The sequence below is a fragment of the Sphingobium sp. genome (assembly GCF_033795625.1).
Taxonomy (GTDB): Bacteria; Pseudomonadota; Alphaproteobacteria; order Sphingomonadales; family Sphingomonadaceae; genus Sphingobium.
The window spans coordinates 1-18,611 of the sequence record NZ_JARYGI010000051.1 but is presented as its reverse complement, the minus strand read 5'-3'; the positions used below and the strand labels follow the sequence as shown (position 1 = coordinate 18,611).

At 61.9% G+C, this 18,611-nt stretch carries 17 protein-coding genes; 10 read left to right on the top strand and 7 right to left on the bottom strand.

Annotated features, from left to right (window positions below):
* The first annotated feature begins 95 nt into the window (after positions 1 to 95).
* The 6 genes from QHC67_RS17250 to QHC67_RS17225 are packed head-to-tail and all read left to right on the top strand — an operon-like array spanning position 96 to position 4,883.
* Positions 96 to 686, top strand: coding sequence for a lysophospholipid acyltransferase family protein (locus tag QHC67_RS17250; protein WP_319296150.1), 591 nt, complete (start codon positions 96 to 98; stop codon positions 684 to 686).
* An 8-nt stretch (positions 687 to 694) separates the two neighbouring features.
* Positions 695 to 2,071, top strand: a complete 1,377-nt coding sequence (gene miaB, locus QHC67_RS17245) for a tRNA (N6-isopentenyl adenosine(37)-C2)-methylthiotransferase MiaB (RefSeq protein WP_413818566.1) — start codon at positions 695 to 697, stop codon at positions 2,069 to 2,071.
* A 25-nt stretch (positions 2,072 to 2,096) separates the two neighbouring features.
* The gene (locus QHC67_RS17240) at positions 2,097 to 3,095 is read left to right on the top strand and encodes a PhoH family protein (protein WP_319296148.1); all 999 of its coding nucleotides are present in this window, start codon (positions 2,097 to 2,099) and stop codon (positions 3,093 to 3,095) included.
* On the top strand, positions 3,088 to 3,591 hold the full coding sequence (ybeY, locus tag QHC67_RS17235; protein ID WP_319296146.1) for an rRNA maturation RNase YbeY: 504 nt from the start codon (positions 3,088 to 3,090) through the stop codon (positions 3,589 to 3,591). Before QHC67_RS17240 ends, ybeY begins: the two co-directional genes overlap by 8 nt.
* Before the next feature lie 30 nt (positions 3,592 to 3,621).
* Positions 3,622 to 4,572 (top strand): hemolysin family protein, encoded by a 951-nt coding sequence (locus QHC67_RS17230; RefSeq protein WP_319296144.1) that lies wholly within the window; start codon positions 3,622 to 3,624, stop codon positions 4,570 to 4,572.
* Positions 4,573 to 4,601: 29 nt separating this feature from the next.
* Entirely contained in the window at positions 4,602 to 4,883 is a 282-nt protein-coding gene (locus tag QHC67_RS17225) for a hypothetical protein (protein WP_319296142.1), read from the top strand.
* A 51-nt stretch (positions 4,884 to 4,934) separates the two neighbouring features.
* On the opposite strand, the gene QHC67_RS17220 is transcribed toward QHC67_RS17225, so the two are convergent.
* Positions 4,935 to 5,576 carry an MOSC domain-containing protein gene (locus tag QHC67_RS17220; protein ID WP_413818567.1) on the bottom strand — a complete coding sequence of 214 codons (642 nt, stop codon included), beginning with the start codon at positions 5,574 to 5,576 and terminating at the stop codon, positions 4,935 to 4,937.
* 198 nt (positions 5,577 to 5,774) lie between these two features.
* Between QHC67_RS17220 and QHC67_RS17215 the strand changes: the two genes are divergently transcribed.
* The 3 genes from QHC67_RS17215 to QHC67_RS17205 are packed head-to-tail and all read left to right on the top strand — an operon-like array spanning position 5,775 to position 9,148.
* On the top strand, positions 5,775 to 6,953 hold the full coding sequence (locus tag QHC67_RS17215; protein ID WP_319296139.1) for a glycosyltransferase family 1 protein: 1,179 nt from the start codon (positions 5,775 to 5,777) through the stop codon (positions 6,951 to 6,953).
* Positions 6,954 to 6,959: 6 nt separating this feature from the next.
* Positions 6,960 to 8,279, top strand: coding sequence for a replication-associated recombination protein A (locus QHC67_RS17210; protein WP_319296137.1), 1,320 nt, complete (start codon positions 6,960 to 6,962; stop codon positions 8,277 to 8,279).
* A complete protein-coding gene (locus QHC67_RS17205) occupies positions 8,276 to 9,148 on the top strand; it encodes a hypothetical protein (protein WP_319296135.1) in 873 nt (290 codons plus the stop codon). Before QHC67_RS17210 ends, QHC67_RS17205 begins: the two co-directional genes overlap by 4 nt.
* Before the next feature lie 37 nt (positions 9,149 to 9,185).
* On the opposite strand, the gene QHC67_RS17200 is transcribed toward QHC67_RS17205, so the two are convergent.
* The 6 genes from QHC67_RS17200 to QHC67_RS17175 form a co-directional block, all read right to left on the bottom strand.
* On the bottom strand, positions 9,186 to 9,881 hold the full coding sequence (locus QHC67_RS17200; protein WP_319296133.1) for a nitroreductase: 696 nt from the start codon (positions 9,879 to 9,881) through the stop codon (positions 9,186 to 9,188).
* Positions 9,878 to 11,539 carry an AMP-binding protein gene (locus QHC67_RS17195; protein WP_413818565.1) on the bottom strand — a complete coding sequence of 554 codons (1,662 nt, stop codon included), beginning with the start codon at positions 11,537 to 11,539 and terminating at the stop codon, positions 9,878 to 9,880. Before QHC67_RS17195 ends, QHC67_RS17200 begins: the two co-directional genes overlap by 4 nt.
* A gap of 327 nt (positions 11,540 to 11,866) precedes the next feature.
* On the bottom strand, positions 11,867 to 13,255 hold the full coding sequence (locus tag QHC67_RS17190) for a UdgX family uracil-DNA binding protein (RefSeq protein ID WP_319296152.1): 1,389 nt from the start codon (positions 13,253 to 13,255) through the stop codon (positions 11,867 to 11,869).
* A gap of 2 nt (positions 13,256 to 13,257) precedes the next feature.
* Entirely contained in the window at positions 13,258 to 14,511 is a 1,254-nt protein-coding gene (locus QHC67_RS17185; RefSeq protein WP_319296130.1) for a putative DNA modification/repair radical SAM protein, read from the bottom strand.
* 295 nt (positions 14,512 to 14,806) lie between these two features.
* Entirely contained in the window at positions 14,807 to 15,553 is a 747-nt protein-coding gene (locus QHC67_RS17180) for a TetR/AcrR family transcriptional regulator (RefSeq protein WP_319296128.1), read from the bottom strand.
* 41 nt (positions 15,554 to 15,594) lie between these two features.
* Entirely contained in the window at positions 15,595 to 16,542 is a 948-nt protein-coding gene (locus QHC67_RS17175; RefSeq protein WP_319296126.1) for a LysR family transcriptional regulator, read from the bottom strand.
* Between the two features lie 94 nt (positions 16,543 to 16,636).
* Between QHC67_RS17175 and ilvD the strand changes: the two genes are divergently transcribed.
* Positions 16,637 to 18,487 (top strand): dihydroxy-acid dehydratase, encoded by a 1,851-nt coding sequence (gene ilvD / locus QHC67_RS17170; RefSeq protein ID WP_319296124.1) that lies wholly within the window; start codon positions 16,637 to 16,639, stop codon positions 18,485 to 18,487.
* The last annotated feature ends 124 nt before the right edge of the window (positions 18,488 to 18,611 follow it).

Below are 18,611 nucleotides of genomic sequence, written 5' to 3'. Positions count from 1 at the left end.
CTGGCAAAGGCAGCGCTTCATCAGCCCTCCGCTGCCAAACAGGCGTCAGAACGCGAGGTTGATAGAGGTGCCCAGCTCGCGCCGTGGGCGCGAGAGTGACGATCAAGGGCGCGCCCTTGCGCCGCCACGTCTTCTTCGTCGCCAATCATCTGAGCTGGATCGAAGTTCTGGCGATGGGCGGCGCGACTGGCACTGCGTTCGTTTCGAAAGATGACGTGCAGGATATTCCGCTGGTCGGCTGGCTCGCTGCCCAGAACAACACGCTCTTCATTGCCCGTCAGCGCCGCCGCGGCGTCAACGATCAGGTCGACGCTCTGCGAAGAGCCCTGGAAGCGCATCAGCCCATGACGCTTTTCCCGGAGGGTACTACGGGACATGGCCACGAACTCCTCCCCTTCAAACCGGCTTTGCTGGCGGTGATGCTACCGCCGCCGCGGGCGCTCAAGGTCCAGCCGGTCTATATCGACTATGGCGCAGCAGCCCAGGAGATCGCCTGGCACGAACCCAGCCTTGCCACCAATGCTATGCGCATCCTCGCGCGCGCCGGCTCCTTGCCCGTGACGCTGCATTTCCTGCCGCCCTTTGATCCGCAAGAGTATCCCGATCGCAAGGCGCTTGCGGCCGAGAGCAGAAAAAGGATCGCGGCTTGCCTGCCGCCTATCGCCCTTCCCTTCGGCACTGTATAGCCGTCGCAATGAATCGCCCGTTTATGCCCAAGCACATTCCCGCGACCCGCCGCCCCGGCGCGCCCGCTACCTTCCACGTCAAGTCCTTCGGCTGCCAGATGAACGTCTATGACGGCGAGCGCATGGCGGAGATGCTGGGTGCGCAGGGCATGACGCCGACCGGCGAAGGTGTAGACGCCGATCTGGTCGTCCTCAACACCTGCCACATTCGCGAGAAGGCGGCGGAGAAGGTCTATTCCGACATCGGCCGCCTGCGCCGCGACGACGGCACGCGCCCGATGATCGCTGTTGCAGGCTGCGTCGCGCAGGCGGAAGGCGGGGAGATATCCCGCCGTGCCCCTTCCGTCGATATCGTCGTAGGACCGCAATCCTATCACAACTTGCCCGAGCTCATCGGCAAGACCCTGCGCGGGGAAAGTGCAGTCGACACCGACATGCCTTTGGCGTCGAAATTCGGCGCCCTGCCCGGCAGACCCAAGCAGGCACGCCCCACTGCCTTTCTCACGATACAGGAGGGCTGTGATAAATTCTGCACCTATTGCGTAGTTCCTTACACGCGCGGCGCCGAAATCAGCCGCCCACAGTCTGCGATCATGGACGAAGCCAAGGCTCTGCTGGATGGCGGAGTGAGGGAAATTACCCTGCTCGGCCAAAATGTTAACGCCTGGACCGGCGAAGATGCGGCAGGTCGCGCGCAGGGCTTCGACGGGCTGATCCGCGCGCTTGCCGACCTGCCCGGCCTTGCCCGCATCCGGTACACCACCAGCCATCCCAACGACATGACGGACGGCCTGATCGCGGCCCATGCGCAAGTCGACAAGCTGATGCCGTTCCTCCACTTGCCGGTGCAGTCGGGCAGCAACGCTATCCTGAAAGCCATGAACCGCAATCATACGGTGGAAAGCTATCTGGCGATCCTCGACAAGGTTCGCGCTGCGCGCCCCGACATTGCGCTGAGCGGCGACTTCATCGTCGGATTTCCGGGAGAGACCGACGCGGATTTCGAGGCGACCATGGCGCTGGTCGATCAGGTTCGCTACTCGATGGCCTACAGCTTCAAATATAGCCCCCGCCCCGGCACCCCCGCCGCCGACATGGGCCGGCAGGTCCCCATGGAAGTGATGGACGAACGCCTGCAACGGCTTCAGGCTGCGTTGAATGCGCATCAGGTCGAGTTCAACACTGCCGCAGTCGGGCGGCGCGTGCCGATCCTGCTGGAACGCATGGGCCGCTTTCCCGGCCAGCGAATCGGCAAGACACCGTGGCTGCAATCCGTCCATGTTATCGCGCCGGATGCGGCGCTGGGCGATATGATCGACGTCGACATCCTGTCTGCCGGGCCAAACAGCCTCGCAGGCGAATTGGCCGAAAGGAAAGCTGCTTGAACCAAATCTTGAGGGGGACACATTAATGGCGAAGAAGCATCATGTCCGGGCCGAACCCGGCGAGCGTGCCCGTCTCGAAGTGACATTCGAGAAGCCTTACCTCCTCGGAACGCTGTTCGGGCAGTTCGACCAGAACCTCGTCGCCATCGAAAACCGCTTGGGCGTCTATATCGCCGCGCGGGGCAATCGCCTGCAGATCGAAGGTGAAGCCGAAGCCGCCGCCCGCGCGCGCGACGTACTCACAGGCCTCTACAACCGCATCGTCGAAGGCCAGCAGATCGACACAGGCGCAGTGGAAGCCGTCATAGCCATGTCCTCGGAACCCACCCTCGACGGCATCATCCGTCACGACGTTGCCGAACCGCCCAAGGTGATGATCCGCACGCGCAAGAAAACCATCGTCCCGCGCTCTCCGACGCAGATCACCTATATGGAGGCGCTGGTCCGCAATGACGTGATCTTCGCGCTCGGCCCGGCAGGCACCGGCAAGACCTATCTTGCGGTCGCGCAGGCAGTCAGCCAGTTGATCTCCGGCAGCGTCGATCGCCTGATCCTGTCCCGCCCGGCGGTCGAGGCGGGCGAGCGGCTGGGCTTTCTGCCGGGCGACATGAAGGAGAAGGTCGACCCCTATCTCCGCCCGCTCTACGACGCGCTCTACGACACGCTCCCGGCCGAGCAAGTCGAGCGGCGCATCGCATCGGGCGAAATCGAGATCGCGCCCCTCGCCTTCATGCGCGGACGCACGCTCGCCAATGCCTTCATCATCCTCGACGAGGCGCAGAACACCACCATCGCGCAGATGAAGATGTTCCTTACCCGCTTCGGCGAAAACAGCCGCATGGTGATCTGCGGCGATCCCAAGCAAGTCGATTTGCCGCAGCCCGGCCAGTCGGGCCTTGCCGATGCGGTCGCGAAGCTGGAAGGTGTCGAGGGCATTGCCGTGGTCCCGTTCGGCATATCGGACGTGGTGCGCCACCCGGTCGTAGGGCGTATCGTGCAAGCCTATGAGGGGCCGGATGCTTGAAGTCGCGCTGATCAACGAAGGCAATGACTGGCCGACCGGCATAGATTGGGAACAGCTTGCGACAAACGCGGTGACGGCGGCGATCCGCCACAGCCCCAACGCGGATTATGAAGCGCAGGCAACGCTCTATGAAATCGCGGTCAAACTAACCGACGATAAGGAAGTGCAGGCGCTGAACCGCGACTATCGGGAAAAGGACAAGCCGACCAACGTCCTATCCTTCCCGATGGTGCAGCCCGACCTGCTCGAAGCCATGGCGAATACCGACGATGGCGAAGTGTTGCTGGGCGATATCGTGCTCGCTGCGGGTGTCTGTGCCAGGGAGGCGCAGGAGAAAGGCATTTCCGTCGCCGACCACGCCGCGCACCTGATCGTCCACGGAACGCTTCACCTGCTCGGCTACGATCATCTGGAAACCGTCGAGGCCGACGCGATGGAAGCATTGGAAATACGCACGCTTGCCTCTATGGGCCTAGCTAACCCCTATTCGGATTGAGGTCCGGCAACATAAGGATGTACTTCTCTCATGGCTGACGACAGCCCGGCGCCTTCGAAAGACGCGGACAGTAGCAGCAAGAATGCGTCTTCCGGCGAAGGCGGTTTATGGCAGGGCATAAAGGCCCTGATCTTCGGTGAGGAGAGCGAGCACAGTCTCCGCAAGGAAATCGAAGAAGCCATAGACGAATATGACGAAGAAGATGAGGATGGCAGCGCCTCGCCCGTGAAAGGCGACCTGTCCGCCATAGAGCGGCAGATGCTCCGGAACCTCCTCCACTTCAGCGAACACACTGTCGATGACGTGGCCGTACCCCGCGCCGATATCATCGCCATCGAGGAAAAGGCCAGTTTCGACGATCTGGCCGCCCTGTTCGCGGACGCAGGCCACAGCCGCATCCCGGTATATCGCGACACGCTCGACACGATCGTCGGCATGATCCACATCCGCGACGCCTTCGCGATCCTGGCGGGCAAAGCGCCCCCGCCCGAGACGCTTGAGCCGCTGATCCGCCAGCCGCTTTATGTGCCCGAAAGCATGGGTGTGCTCGACCTGCTGGCGGAGATGCGGGCGAAGCGGACGCATCTCGCCATCGTGCTGGACGAATATTCGGGCACCGAGGGTCTGCTGACGTTCGAGGACCTGGTCGAGGAAATCGTGGGCGATGTCGAGGACGAGCATGACGAGGAGCCCGAAGCGCTGCTGATCCCGCTGGACGATGGCATGTGGGATGCCGATGCGCGCGCCGAGCTGGACGACGCCGCCGAGGAGATCGACCCGAAACTGGCCGATGTCGAGGAGGACGTGGACACGCTGGGCGGCCTCGCCTTCGTGATTGCGGGGCGCGTGCCGGAAGCTGGCGAGATATTGCTGCACGAGGAAAGCGGCTGGCGGCTGGAGATTATCGCAAGCGACAGCCGCCGCGTGACGCGCCTGCGCCTGCATCCGCCGATAGTGGCCGAGGATTCGGACGAAGGTTGACGCCGCGCCTTGCAGATAGGAAAGCGCGCGTGCAGCTTGGCTGCGAAGGATCGAGTGGGGGAAGCGAGTCGATGGATGCAGTAAACTGGAGCGCCCCTGCCGAACTGCACGAGCGGGACGATGCGGGCTCCGATATGTTCGTCGAGTTCAAGACGCTGAAGACCGGCCCATTGGGCGCGTTGATCGCCCATGTCATGACATTGCCGACCGATCAGAAAGCACGGCTGGTGATCGACGCGTCCGGTGTCGGGTCGCTCAACATCCATGACATCACAGTGCTGGCAAACCGCGAGGATTTCCCCGGAGCGTAAAGTACAAACCTTCTCCAATAGGAGAAGGAAATGGAGCCCTCTCCGCTCCGTTCAGACGCCCGCCAGTTTCCGCGCGCGATGACGCCATGCTTCCGCCAGCAGCGTCATTCGCGCCAGCGCCAGCACCGCTTCACGATCCTGCCGATGCCCACCAGCCACCAGCAGGTTGAATGCACGCTCCACGCTCCATTCGGGCTGGGGGCGGTCGATCAGTTCCATCTCCGTTCCAGCCTCCACTTCACCCTCCCGAATGACGCGAAAGTACACCCCCGCCCGTCCGGTCGAGATCACCGTCGCCATCATTCCCGGCGTGTCGAAACGATGATTGAGCTTCCAGCACGGTTGCCGCCCGTGGCTGACTTCCACGATGGCGCTGCCCATCGTGAACCGATCGCCGATGCACAACTCCGCTTCCGTCATTCCGACCGAAGCAAGGTTCTCGCCGAACGCCCCCGGTGCAAAAAGAGCGGCCTGTGTAGGCATCAGATTCCGCCAGAACGGATAATGCTCCTGCGGGTAGAGGTGAATGGCCTTGTCCCAGCCGCCGTGATGAACAGGGTCGGCGACAGCATCCCCTTCAAAGCCGGACCAGCCGATCCGCACCGGCCCGCTTCGTGGGATTTTGCCGATGGCGCTGTAATGCTGCTCCCGGAAGAGGGCTGGTTGGCCCGTCAACAATGCTGTGATCGACATGCGGCTCATGGGGCTTCATCGCAGAAGCGGGCCCACCTTTCCACCCTTTCACTGATATGGATCATATCGGACGCCTCAGGGGTTCGTTGCCCCATGTCTGTAAAAGCGCTCCCCTACAGCGGCCTCCTCCTGCGGAAAGCGAAAGAGGCTTTTCCGCTTCCCTTGGCCTTTGCGCCAGTCTCGTTTAAGGGGCGGGGGATGGACGCTAACGGCCTTCGCATCGCTCTTTTCAGCGGCAACTATAATTATGTTCGTGACGGAGCGAACCAGGCGCTGAACCGGCTCGTCGGCTATCTTCTGCGGCAGGGCGCACAGGTTCGCGTGTATGCGCCGACCATCAAGGAACCTGCCTTTTCGCCGACGGGTGACCTCGTCAGCGCGCCGTCCATGCCCATACCGGGCCGCGGCGAGTATCGGGTGCCCTTCGGTCTCTCGCCAAGGCTGCGGCGCGACCTAAAAGCTTTCTCGCCCAACATCGTGCATGTTTCCAGCCCTGATCCGCTCGGCCATCGTGCCGTGAGTTGGGCAAGGACGCGCGGTTTGCCGACCGTCGCTTCTGTTCATACCCGCTTCGAAACCTATCCGCGCTATTATGGGCTCGCGTTCATGGAGCCAGTGATCGAGGCAGGACTGCGGCGCTTCTATCGCCGCTGCGACGCGATCATGGCGCCATCCGATTCCATGGCGCAATTGCTGCGCGATCAGCGGATGAACTATGATGTCGGGATCTGGACGCGCGGCATCGATCAGGACATCTTCAACCCCGGCCGCCGCGACCTCGAATGGCGCCGCAGCCTCGGCATAGCGGACGACACGCCAGTCATCGGCTTTACCGGGCGGCTGGTGATGGAGAAGGGTCTGGACGTCTTCTCCGATGCCATCGGCCAGTTGCAACGGCGCGGGGTCCCGCATCACGTGCTGGTGCTGGGAGACGGCCCCGCCCGCAGCTGGTTCGAAAACCGCCTGCCCGACGCCAGCTTCGTCGGCTTCCAGAGCGGTGCGGATCTGGGGCGCGGCGTTGCGAGCATGGACATGCTCTTCAATCCATCCGTGACCGAAACGTTCGGCAATGTGACGCTCGAAGCCATGGCCTGCGCGCTTCCCACGGTCGCGGCCCGCGCGACGGGAAGCGAATCCCTTGTCACGGACGGCGTGACCGGCCGCCTGATCCGCCCCGGCGCCATTCACAAGTTCGCCGATGCCCTTCAGCATTACTGCACGGATATCCCGAGCCGCCATCGTGCAGGCGAAGCGGGCCGGGCCGAGGCGGAGCGTTATGGCTGGGATCAGGTCAATCAGGAACTGGTCGACACCTATGTCCGGGTGATCCATCAGCGGCAGCGCGGCGCGCTTGCTATCGCCAGCCCGGTGCCCTGACACGCCATGGCGGACCTTTTCGGCGAAGATCCTGCCCAGACTGCTCCGCAGGACCGCCCTGATGCGCCGCTCGCAGACCGCTTGCGTCCACGCACTCTCGACGAAGTCGTCGGCCAGGAGCATCTGACCGGCCCGGAAGGGGCTATCGGCCGGATGGTGGCGGCGGGGCGGCTGTCCTCCATCCTGTTCTGGGGACCACCTGGCACCGGCAAAACCACCATATCTCGGCTGCTGGCGCACGCGGTCGACATGCGGTTCGAGCCGATCTCCGCAGTCTTTTCGGGGGTCGCCGACCTCAAGAGGGTCTTCGCGGCTGCCCGCGACCATGCGCGCCTTGGCCAGAAGACGTTGCTGTTCGTGGATGAGATCCACCGCTTCAACCGCGCCCAGCAGGACAGCTTCCTCCCCTTCGTGGAAGATGGCACGGTCACACTGGTCGGGGCGACGACCGAGAACCCCAGCTTCGAACTGAATGCCGCCCTCCTCTCCCGCGCGCAGGTTCTGATCCTGCGCCGTCTCGACAGCGACGCGCTGGAAAAACTGCTGGCCCGCGCCGAAGCCCTTACCGGACGCCCGCTCCCGCTGACGCCGGATGCGCGAGATGCGCTTGTCGCAAGCGCAGATGGCGATGGGCGTTTTCTGCTCAATCAGGCGGAAACGCTATACTCAGTCGCCGTGCCGGAACCGCTCGACCCCGCTGCCCTCTCCGCGCTGCTTCACCGTCGTGTCGCGGTCTACGACAAGGATCGCGAGGGTCATTACAACCTCATCTCCGCCTTGCATAAATCGCTGCGAGGCTCCGATCCGCAGGCAGCCTTATACTATCTCGCCCGCATGTTGACCGCAGGCGAACAGCCGCTTTACGTCCTGCGCCGCCTCGTCCGCTTCGCCAGCGAAGACATTGGGCTCGCCGATCCGCAGGCGTTGGTGCAATGCCTGGCGGCCAAGGATTCCTACGACTTTCTGGGCAGTCCCGAGGGCGAACTCGCCATCGTGCAGGCCTGCCTCTATTGCGCGACCGCGCCCAAATCCAATGCAGCTTACGCCGCGCAGAAGGCCGCGTTCAAATCCGCCCGCGAGACCGGATCGCTGATGCCGCCGCAGAACATCCTGAATGCGCCGACCAAGCTGATGAAGGACATCGGCTATGGCAAGGGCTATGCCTATGACCATGATGCGCCGGAAGGGTTTTCCGGCGCGAACTACTGGCCCGACGAACTGCCGCCCCAGACCTTCTACCAACCCACCGACCGCGGATACGAACAGCGCATCGCCGAGCGCCTCGCCTGGTGGGACGCGCGGCGCGCCGAGCAGAGGGACAGTTGAGCGCGCCCCATTTCGATCAGTTCGCCGTCATCGACTGGTCGGGGCAGGCCGTGGAGCGCCCCGCGGGCTTGGCCCTGGCCCAGGCTTCCGCCGGAAAAGAGGCACCTGTCCTCCTTCGTCCCGAGCGCGGATGGAGCCGCGAGGCCATCTTGCACTGGTTGATCGACCATGCTGCAAAGCGCACGCGCATATTGATCGGCCTCGACCTGTCCCCGGCCTTTCCCTTCCATGACGCCGGCAGCTACTTTCCCGGATGGGATTTGTCGCCCCGCAACGCAGTCGACCTCTGGGCGGTAGTCGACGCGCTCTCCCATGAGGACCCACATCTCGGCGCGACCGGGTTCATCAATCATCCGGAAGCCCGCCGCTACTTTCGCCAACGTGGCGATTGCGGCGATCTGTTCCCGGCTGGGAGCGGTCGTTTTCGGATCTGCGAACATGGGCAGGCCGCGATGCGCCTGTCTCCCTATAGCTGCTTCAATCTCGTGGGCGCGGCGCAAGTCGGTAAATCCAGCCTGACCGGGATGCGCGTGCTTCATCGCCTGCGCGGCATTGTGCCCATATGGCCGTTCGATCCGGTGCCGGATGGCGGTCCGGTGATCGTCGAGATCTATACTGCACTCGCGTCCCGAGCGGCGGGGATGCGCAAGGGCCTGTCGAAGATCCGGACAGGTCCGGCCCTTGATGAGGCTCTCGCCGCCTTCACAACGCGCCCGCACGTCCCGCTGGCGCGGTATGACGACCACAGCACCGACGCGATCCTGACAACCGCATGGCTGCGTGACGCGGCCTCTCGTGCAGAATTATGGCAGCCTGAGAAGCTGACCTTGGAAGTCGCGCGGACAGAAGGATGGACCTTTGGAGTATGAGCCCAGCGTGCCTGCAAAGCCTCTTTAAGAGAAAGGCTCAATCATAAGATCGGAGGAATTCGCATGTTTTGGCGCGCTCGGTGATCAGGCCGTTGACCGCGGCGTTAGTGTCCTCCACTCCCAGCGCCATGCCAGAGACGATCATATGATCTTCGGGCACAGGCAGAATCCGGCGGACGGCGGCGCCATACTCCGCCCAAGCCTGCTGCGGGCAGGTCGCGAGACCGAATGAGGGCGCCAGCGTCATGACGTTGGTCATAAAATTGCCCATGTCGATCCAGGCACCGTACCCCCAGTCGCGCTCCATCGTGAAGAACAAGCCCACGGGCGCTCCGAAGAAGTCGAAATTGCGCAACAGCGCGTCCTGCCTTCCTGCCTGATCGTCACGCCCTATGCCGTAGATCGCAAAGAGGTCAAAGCCGACCCTGCGGCGACGTGCGCGATAGGGTTCGCGGATGACGGCCGGAAAATAGTCGTATTCGTCGCTGCGCTCACCGGCGGAGACCGCATTGGCCACCTCGCGGCAGAGGCGCGCGCGGGTGTCTCCGGTGACGGCGTGGACGAGCCAAGGCTGCATGTTCTGCCCCGAGGGCGCGCGCGATGCGGCAGCCAAGATGCGAACGACTACCGGATCCGGCACCGGGTCTGGCAGGAACCGGCGAACAGAGCGGCGTCCGGTGACGGCGTCGAACGCGGAGACGGCGGGATCGGGGTCGATCCGGACTGCCGTCATGCCTTTGTGTCCTGCTTGGCGCTTTCCTGTTGGCGTAGCAGGAAACGCTGCACCTTGCCGCTCGGCGTCTTGGGAAGATCTGCCACGAAGGCGATCTCCCGCGGGTAAGCGTGCGCAGACAGGCGCGAGCGGACGTGTCGGCGCAATTCCTCGGCGAGCGCCGGGCTTTGCTCGTAGCCGGAGTTCAGCACCACGAACGCTTTGATGATCTCGGTGCGCTCGGGGTCTGGCTTGCCAATCACAGCCGATTCCATAACAGCTGGATGCTCGATGAGCGCGCTTTCTACGTCGAAAGGCCCGACGCGGTATCCTGAAGTCGTGATGACGTCGTCATTCCGTCCCACGAACGAAATGCTGCCGTCAGCGTTCATCTCCGCCATGTCGCCGCTGCGAAAATAAGCATTGCTCAATGCGGGAGTTTCAAGCCCGAGATATCCTGTGAACCACATCAGCGGCGATTGTGCCCGGTCCAACGCCAGTTCGCCGGGTTCACCAACGCCCAACTCCCGGTCCTCGGTCGAGAGCACCACGACGCGATGGCCCGGAACCGAAAAGCCGGCAGACCCGATCCGCACTGGATGCGTGAGGCCATGATGATTGCACAGGACCATGCCTAGTTCCGTTTGCCCGTAATGATCGTAGATCTTGACGTCCAGATGATGGTCGAACCAGCGGATGACCTCCGGATTGAGTGGCTCGCCAGCGCTACTGACTACGCGCAATTGCCCGAGGATGCGGGCCGCCTTCTCCGGCCCTGCGGCGAGCAGTTGGCGATAGGCGGTCGGTGACCCCGCAAGGTTGGTGATCTCATACTCCACGATGGTGTCGTAGGCAGAGTCTACGCTAAAGGCTCCTTCGTGGAGGACGATGGTCACACCCATCGCAAGTGGCCCGGTGATGGAATAATAAAGGCCGTACGCCCAACCTGGATCGGCTAGGTTCCAGAACCTGTCGTCCTGTCTAAGACCGACGGCGTAGCGCATGTAACCCACGAAACCTGCAATTGCCCGGAGAGGTATCAGCAGTGGCTTGGGTAAACCGGTCGTGCCGGAGGTGAACATCATGAGAAACGGGTCGTCGAGATCAAGCGGGACCAACGCGATGTCACCAGCCTGGTTTTCGATCGCAGACCAAAAGTCTTTCGTCGTTTCGCTCGCCGCCGCCCCAACCGTCACTATAGCCGCCGAGGTGTCTAGTTCGGCCAGCTTGGACAGGTTCGACGCGTCCGTAACCACTACGCGCGTGTCCGCTAGCGTGAGGCGGTGTTCGATTGCTTTAGGCCCGAAAGCTGTGAACATAGGTTGATAGACGGCACCCAGCCGCCAAGCGGCCAATATGGTGATGAGCAACTCGGGAGTGCGCGGCAACAGCCCAGCCACGCTGTCCCCCTTCGACACGCCAAGGTCGCGAAGGACGCCAGCGAAACGCGACGATAGCCTGTCGAGCTCGGCGAAGGTCCAATCTCTGGTTTCACCGCCGGGTGCCCGATGGCGCAGTGCAAGCCGGGCTGGATCATGGGAGCGGCGCGTACAGCAAATTTCCGCCGCGTTCGCCCCTCCACCGTCCATCCCTAAATCCGATAATGCTTCGTGGATATCGAAGCGAGAGACCGCGTCGGAATATGGTATGTTCAGATCAGATGCAATTTGTACCGTCACAGCGCCCCTCTCAGTCAGCAATCTTTTGGGGCGAGGGTTATCGGATAACGAACTTGCAGCCAACTCTGAACTGACCAACTCCGCTCAGGACCGGCTACTACGAGCAACATGGGTCCTGAGCCTTGGCACCGCCTGAATCTTCTTGGAAGTTCATGTCGGCGGTGAGACCAAATGTACGGCCAGGAGAGCAACACTGATCGGATTTGCGGCCGCCCGGCAATGGCGGGAGAGATAGCCATCTCAATTGTGGGTTCTACTCCGAACGCCTTGATAGACTTGCGTTTTTCCTGTCGCCATGTCGGCTCAGGCGAACGGCCCACACCGTTGTCACGACAGCACTGCCAAGCTGTTCGCAGCAGTTCGAAGGTCGTCGACATATCGGTCGAACTCGGCGGCTGCGTCTGCCTCTGGAGGAAGCCGCAACAGATAGCTGGGATGCACCGTGATCCAGCCGGTCACGCCCTCTGCCAAAGGCACAGCGCAACCGCGTTCGCGGCTGATCGTCACGGCGCGGCCAGTCACCGCGCGCGCTGCAGTCGCACCCATTGCGATAATGATCTTGGGCTTTACGATCGCTTGTTCCTGATCGAGCCACCAGCGGCAAGCGTCGATCTCGCTTACATTCGGCCGGGCGTGAATCCGTCGTTTGCCACGGGGTTCGAATTTGAAATGCTTGACGGCGTTGGTTACGTATACGCGGGCGCGATCGATCCCGGCCGCGACGAGCGCTCGATCGAAGACCTTGCCAGCCGGGCCGACGAACGGTTTCCCAACAACATCCTCTTCATCGCCGGGCTGTTCACCCACGATCATGATTTCAGCACCGGCCGGTCCGTCGCCGAACACTATTTGGGTGGCAGGTTGCCAAAGCTGGCAGCGTCGGCATATTTGAGCCTCCTCACGCAGGAGGTGTATGGAGCCGAGCGTCGCCTCTGCGGGAGCCATGCGCGCCTCCTCGATCATCTTTACCTCGCGTTTGCGGGCGCCGGCAATCATCCCCGCCACAAGTGCCGTTTCGGGCATGTTCTTCCAATATTTCTTCGGCATCTCCTTGGTCATGGCTTTCGGCATGAGACGGGCCGGGTTAAAGATCGCCGAGTAATAAGCTTTCCAGACCGCTTCCACGGGATCATCACCAGGCGCGTCGACGCGCGTTGCCGGTGGGCCCTCTTTCAGCGTCTGGGTGTCCCAGTGGATCGTGCCGCGGGGCGTCAGGATCGACCATCGCATGTTGGTGAAGCGGCCGACGAAAAAGGCCGCGTTAGCTCGTACTATGTGATGCTCGGGTTCAAACCACGCGACAAAGCGTTTGCCCCCCTCATCCTCCACTTCACGGAAGCGGACGAAGGCTCGCATCTTGTGCATGTCGCGTCGAATGGTATCGAACAGCTCAAGGGCGCGCCGCAGTTGCCGATCTCCCTTATCTCTCATGAGATGCGGCTCGTCGAGTATCCGGAGCAGCAAGGCGTAGAGAAGTGAGAAGCGTTCGGGATTGGCGTGCAGCACGACTCTACTCGCCATATACAGGAAATCCTTGGGTACGGCGAGTTGCGGCGCTTCAGCGGGTGCCACAGGCTCGCCAGCAAACAGGTCCGTGGGCTGCGCTCCTATCTGCCAGACTACTTGCTCGGCCGGCACGCGCGCAGCAACCAAGCTACGGGCGGCTGCACGCCATCCGTCGAAATCATCTTCGCGCTCCAGCTGAACCGCACGCATATTCACGCGGTGAACAGTTCCAGCTGCTTCGGGCGTTCTGCGACGATCGGGCGGAGATCGGCCTGATCGGACAACGCGATGGGGCGCCAATCCCCTGCAATGATGAACGGACGAATCTTCTTGAGCGACACGGTCATCCGAGAAATATCGTCGAGCCGAAGCGTGCGCCATCGCCGCGCGGCGAGGATGGATTGAACGGCACGCGGACCAAGGCCTGGAATGCGCAGTAGCTGCTCGCGCGAAGCGCGGTTCACGTCGACAGGGAACGTGTCCCGAAATTTAAGTGCCCAAGCAAGTTTAGGATCGATGTCGAGCGGCAGCATCCCCGTCGCCTCATCAGCGGCTGCGCTGACCTCACCCGGCGTATAATCATAGCACCGGATCATCCAGTCGGATTGATAGAGCCGATGCTCGCGCATCAACGGGGGACGCTGCAGGGGCAGCACTGCGGACGCGTCCGGAATAGGGCTGAAGGCCGAGTAATAAACGCGTCGCAGCTCGAAGCGATCGTAGAGCGACGCGGCTTTGACGACGATTTCCCGGTCCGTCGCGGCGTCGGCCCCGACGATCATCTGGGTCGATTGCCCACCCGGCGCGAAGGCCGGCGACGAGCGGTATCGTTTGCGCGCGTCTGCGCCATCTTCAATCGCGGACCGCATACTGCCCATCGCGCGCTCTATCCGTTCCTCGGACTTTTCGGGAGCAAGGCGCTTTAACCCACCCGCGGTCGGAAGCTCAACGTTGATAGAGACACGATCAGCGTGAAGGCCTGCCTTTGTCACCAATTCATGATCGGCGTCCGGAATGGTTTTGAGGTGGATGTAGCCCCGGAAATCGTGATCTTCGCGCAAACTGCGCGCGACCTCCACGATTTGTTCCATCGTGTAATTGGGGGTGTTGATGATGCCCGAAGAGAGAAACAGCCCTTCAATGTAGTTTCGCGCGTAGAAATCGAGCGTCAGATCGACGACTTCCTTGGCCGTGAAGCGGGCGCGCCGCACGTTGGAGCTTTTTCGGTTGATGCAATAGTGACAGTCGAAAATGCAGCTGTTCGTCAATAGCACCTTGAGCAGCGCGATGCATCGCCCGTCAGGTGCATAGGCATGGCAGATTCCTCCCCCTCCCCCGAACGTGGATCCCATTCCCCGACCATCCCGCGAATCTCGCTTCTTGGCGCCGGACGATGAGCAAGAGGCGTCGTACTTGGCGGCGTCCGCCAAAATTGTCAGCTTTTCGGAGGTATCAAGTTGCGCCATTATCCACCTTGCCAAACGACCACCGTCGCTGAAGTTAAAGATCGAGGAGCCGATGCTGGTGTGGTTCTACCACGAGCCCTCGGACAATAAGAACAAATGTAGAACATGCTACGATTTAAGCAAGCGCATCGTTGTCCCAAAACGTAAAATTCACGTGGGCAGGCAAATTGCAGCGTCACAGGAGGGGGAAAGGGTTCTTGGCAACCCAGTGACCAACGCCTTCCAAAACGCCAGAACAATAGATCCTGTAAACTGGCTCCCGAAAGCCTGGGCTTTACTGTCGAGAGAGCCTGCCTCAGACAGCTGGCAACAGGCCTGTGGCGGCCAGCATTGCGATCGCATCATCGACCGATTGTTCGATACGAGGCCGCAGAACAGCGAGGTCCACGCCGAACATGCCTTGCAATTCCAAAGGGTGGAGAGCCAATTCGACAAAGCGCGTGGCGGCGGGCAATGCAGCGGCGACCGCGTCGGCACCCACCGAACCCGCAATGGCATGAGCGGCCTGCTCCACACAGGCGTCAAATCCAACCCGGTAACCCGCGCGCGCTACGGTTGGAAAGTTCTCCGCCTCTGCGGCGGAAATGCGCATGATTGCCATAACTTCACGGGTTAAAGCGTTCTTCAACATGGCAACACCGACATGGCGAAGCCGTGCTTCCGGGGTACTTTGCCGGGCTTTGACGTGCAGCTGCCGCACGGCCCTTTCAACGGAGCGATGGATCACCGCGGTGAAAAGCGGCTCCTTGCCAGGGTATCGCTTGTAAAGGGTCGTATTGCCCACCCGAGCGGCCGCAGCCACTTGGTCGAGCGTGGTCCGGCCAAAGCCGCGCTCCATGAAAAGTTCGGTCGCCGCATCGAGAATTCGATTTTCGACCTCGCCAGCCTGATCGCCCCTCGGCCGACCTCGCTTGGGCGATGGTGCCACCCTGGATTGGTCTTTATCGGATCGAAGAATTGAAGTCACACTATCCTGCATACTATCCGCCACAGGTCGCGGCGTGGAGGACATAACAACTAACTGGCGCTCGGGCACCGTCATTTATTACACGACTCCGACTTGGTCGTGGTGGAAGAAGCCGACTAGGCCTGATCCGCGTCTTGAGATGGCGTTAGGGAATCTAGCGCATCGGGTGGCGCGGTCTTCCTGGCTATCGTGAGCAAATGACGCAGAGCGGGGGACTCGTCGTCCCGCCGCCAGGCGATGCCGGTTTCCAGCATCGGCGCATCTTGCAGGTCGACATATCGGACACCGGATCGCGCCATGTTACGCAGGGATGCCGGTACGAGAGCGATTCCCACGCCTGCCGAGACAAGACTGATGATGGTCTGCATCTGGATAGCTTGCTGCACTACTTGACTGCCCGGATCCTGCCTTAAGACATATCGCGTTATAAGGTCGTGGAACGCCGGTGCGAGCTGGCGCGGGAAGAGTATCAAAGGGAGGTGGCACGCGCTTTGGGCCGCCAATTTCCCTCCGGTCAGTTCGACGCGATTGTCACTGAGCCATGTTGCCGGAACGGCCGCAACCAAGGGTTCGGTCAACAGCGGCATGTAGTCGAGCGCAGCTGGCAAGGGAGTAGCCGACGGAATGATTATCCCGACATTGACCTTGCCATCGAGCAGCGCCGGGATTGACGTGTCGCTGGTCGCCTCCTGAAGGTCGAGATCAACCAGCGGCCAACGGGCGGAAAATTCGCGCACCAATTCAGGCAGCACATTATAGTCCGCAATGCTCACAAAGGATAAAGCCAGCCGCCCGCTACGTCCATCACGCAAGCTCTGGGCGAGCCCTTTTAGCGCATCCAAGCGAGCGAGCGCCGCCTCCACCTCCGGAAGCCAGTGCGCCCCTAATGTCGTAAGCGCGACCCGCCGTTTCGTTCGCGCGAACAAGGATGCGCCCAATTCTCGTTCCAGGGCAAGGATCGATTGGCTGAGGGGCGGCTGGGTCATGCAGAGCCGCTCCGCCGCTTTCCCGAAATGCAGCGTATCTGCCACCGCCACGAAATGCCTGAGCTGTCGAACGTCCATAAAGTCCTTCTACAACTTTATAGCGGCCTCGTAAGATATTTCACTCCAGCTTTTGTGCCGATTATGAGTGCTGGTCCCTAAACGAGGAAGACTCATGCCTGCCTATCGTTCCAGAACTACCACCCATGGCCGCAACATGGCGGGTGCCCGCGGCCTGTGGCGCGCGACGGGGATGAAGGACGAGGATTTCGGCAAGCCGATCATCGCGGTCGTCAACAGCTTCACGCAGTTCGTTCCAGGTCACGTCCATCTGAAAGACTTGGGCCAATTGGTCGCGCGAGAAATCGAAGCGGCTGGTGGCGTCGCCAAGGAGTTCAACACGATCGCCGTCGATGACGGCATCGCCATGGGCCATGGAGGCATGCTCTATTCGCTGCCCAGCCGTGACCTGATTGCCGACAGCGTCGAATATATGGTCAACGCCCATTGCGCCGACGCGATGGTCTGCATTTCCAACTGTGACAAGATAACGCCCGGCATGTTGATGGCCGCGATGCGCCTCAACATCCCCGTCGTCTTCGTCTCCGGCGGACCAATGGAGGCAGGCAAGGTCGTGCTACGCGGCAAGACGGTCGCACTCGATCTGGTCGATGCCATGGTCGTCGCTGCCGACGAAAGCTACACGGACGAAGAAGTCAAAACCATCGAGCGTTCAGCATGCCCCACCTGCGGTAGTTGTTCGGGCATGTTCACTGCCAACTCGATGAACTGCCTGACCGAAGCACTGGGCCTGTCGCTGCCGGGCAACGGTTCCACGCTTGCCACTCACGCCGACCGCGAGCGCCTGTTTCGCGAGGCGGGCCATGTCATCGTCGACATCACGAAGCGCTATTATGAACAGGATGACGATAGCGTCCTGCCGCGCAGCATCGCCAATTTCGCCGCGTTTGAAAACGCCATGAGCCTGGACATCGCGATGGGCGGATCGTCCAACACCGTGCTCCACCTGCTCGCCGCCGCCTATGAGGGCGGGATCGACTTCACCATGGCGGACATCGACCGGCTCTCGCGCCGCGTGCCTTGTCTGTGCAAGGTCGCGCCCGCCAAGAACGATGTCCATATGGAAGATGTACACCGCGCGGGCGGTATCATGGCAATCCTGGGCGAACTGGAGCGTGCTGGCCTCATCGATACGAGCCTGCCTACCGTTCATGCGCCGACCATGGCGGCCGCGCTCGCCCGCTGGGATATCGGCCGCACCAACAGCGAGGAAGTGCGTAAGTTCTACCGCGCCGCGCCTGGCGGCGTCCCCACCCAAACCGCGTTCAGCCAGTCGGCGCGGTGGGAAGAGCTGGACACTGACCGCAAAGAGGGCGTGATCCGTTCGGCCGAGCATGCCTTCTCGAAGGATGGCGGCCTTGCCGTCCTGTTCGGCAATCTTGCGCCGGAGGGCTGTATCGTGAAGACGGCTGGCGTGGATGAGAGCATCCTCGTCTTCCACGGCACGGCACGTGTCTACGAAAGCCAGGACGCAGCCGTCGCCGGCATTTTGGGCAACGAGGTCAAGGAAAAGGACGTTGTCGTCATCCGCTACGAAGGACCCAAGGGTGGCCCCGGCATGCAGGAAATGCTCTACCCGACCAGCTATTTGAAGTCGAAGGGGCTGGGCAAGGCGTGCGCGCTCATCACCGATGGACGCTTCTCGGGCGGCACCTCCGGCCTTTCGATCGGGCATGTCTCGCCCGAAGCGGCCGGAGGCGGTTTGATCGCCCTGGTGCAAACCGGCGACCCGATCGTCATCGACATTCCCGCCCGGGTCATCAAGGTCGACCTGGACGATGCGCTGCTCGCCGAGCGCCGCGCCGAGATGGAGACGCGCGGCTCGAAGGCGTGGAAGCCCTTCGGCCGCAAGCGGGAAGTATCGCCGGCCCTGCGCGCCTACGCCGCAATGACTACAAACGCTGCGAAAGGCGCCGTCCGGGATGTGGGCCAGATCGAGAAATGACGATCTTAGGCTATCTCATTTCTTGATGCAGAAGCACTAAGCCGATCCCGGCAGCTCGCGACCCAGGCTGTGTAGAAACGCGATCAGCAGATCTGTGCGGGTTTACCGTTTGCGGTGGAGCAAC

Coding starts and splice junctions, on each gene's coding strand:
- ybeY (WP_319296146.1), top strand. CDS start 3,088: ATGCTTGAAGTCGCGCTGATCAACGAAGGCAATGACTGGCCGACCGGC.
- miaB (WP_413818566.1), top strand. CDS start 695: ATGAATCGCCCGTTTATGCCCAAGCACATTCCCGCGACCCGCCGCCCC.
- QHC67_RS17200 (WP_319296133.1), bottom strand. CDS start 9,881: ATGACGGCAGTCCGGATCGACCCCGATCCCGCCGTCTCCGCGTTCGAC.
- ilvD (WP_319296124.1), top strand. CDS start 16,637: ATGCCTGCCTATCGTTCCAGAACTACCACCCATGGCCGCAACATGGCG.
- QHC67_RS17180 (WP_319296128.1), bottom strand. CDS start 15,553: ATGACGGTGCCCGAGCGCCAGTTAGTTGTTATGTCCTCCACGCCGCGA.
- QHC67_RS17220 (WP_413818567.1), bottom strand. CDS start 5,576: ATGTCGATCACAGCATTGTTGACGGGCCAACCAGCCCTCTTCCGGGAG.
- QHC67_RS17230 (WP_319296144.1), top strand. CDS start 3,622: ATGGCTGACGACAGCCCGGCGCCTTCGAAAGACGCGGACAGTAGCAGC.
- QHC67_RS17215 (WP_319296139.1), top strand. CDS start 5,775: ATGGACGCTAACGGCCTTCGCATCGCTCTTTTCAGCGGCAACTATAAT.
- QHC67_RS17240 (WP_319296148.1), top strand. CDS start 2,097: ATGGCGAAGAAGCATCATGTCCGGGCCGAACCCGGCGAGCGTGCCCGT.
- QHC67_RS17175 (WP_319296126.1), bottom strand. CDS start 16,542: ATGGACGTTCGACAGCTCAGGCATTTCGTGGCGGTGGCAGATACGCTG.
- QHC67_RS17210 (WP_319296137.1), top strand. CDS start 6,960: ATGGCGGACCTTTTCGGCGAAGATCCTGCCCAGACTGCTCCGCAGGAC.
- QHC67_RS17185 (WP_319296130.1), bottom strand. CDS start 14,511: ATGGCGCAACTTGATACCTCCGAAAAGCTGACAATTTTGGCGGACGCC.
- QHC67_RS17190 (WP_319296152.1), bottom strand. CDS start 13,255: ATGCGTGCGGTTCAGCTGGAGCGCGAAGATGATTTCGACGGATGGCGT.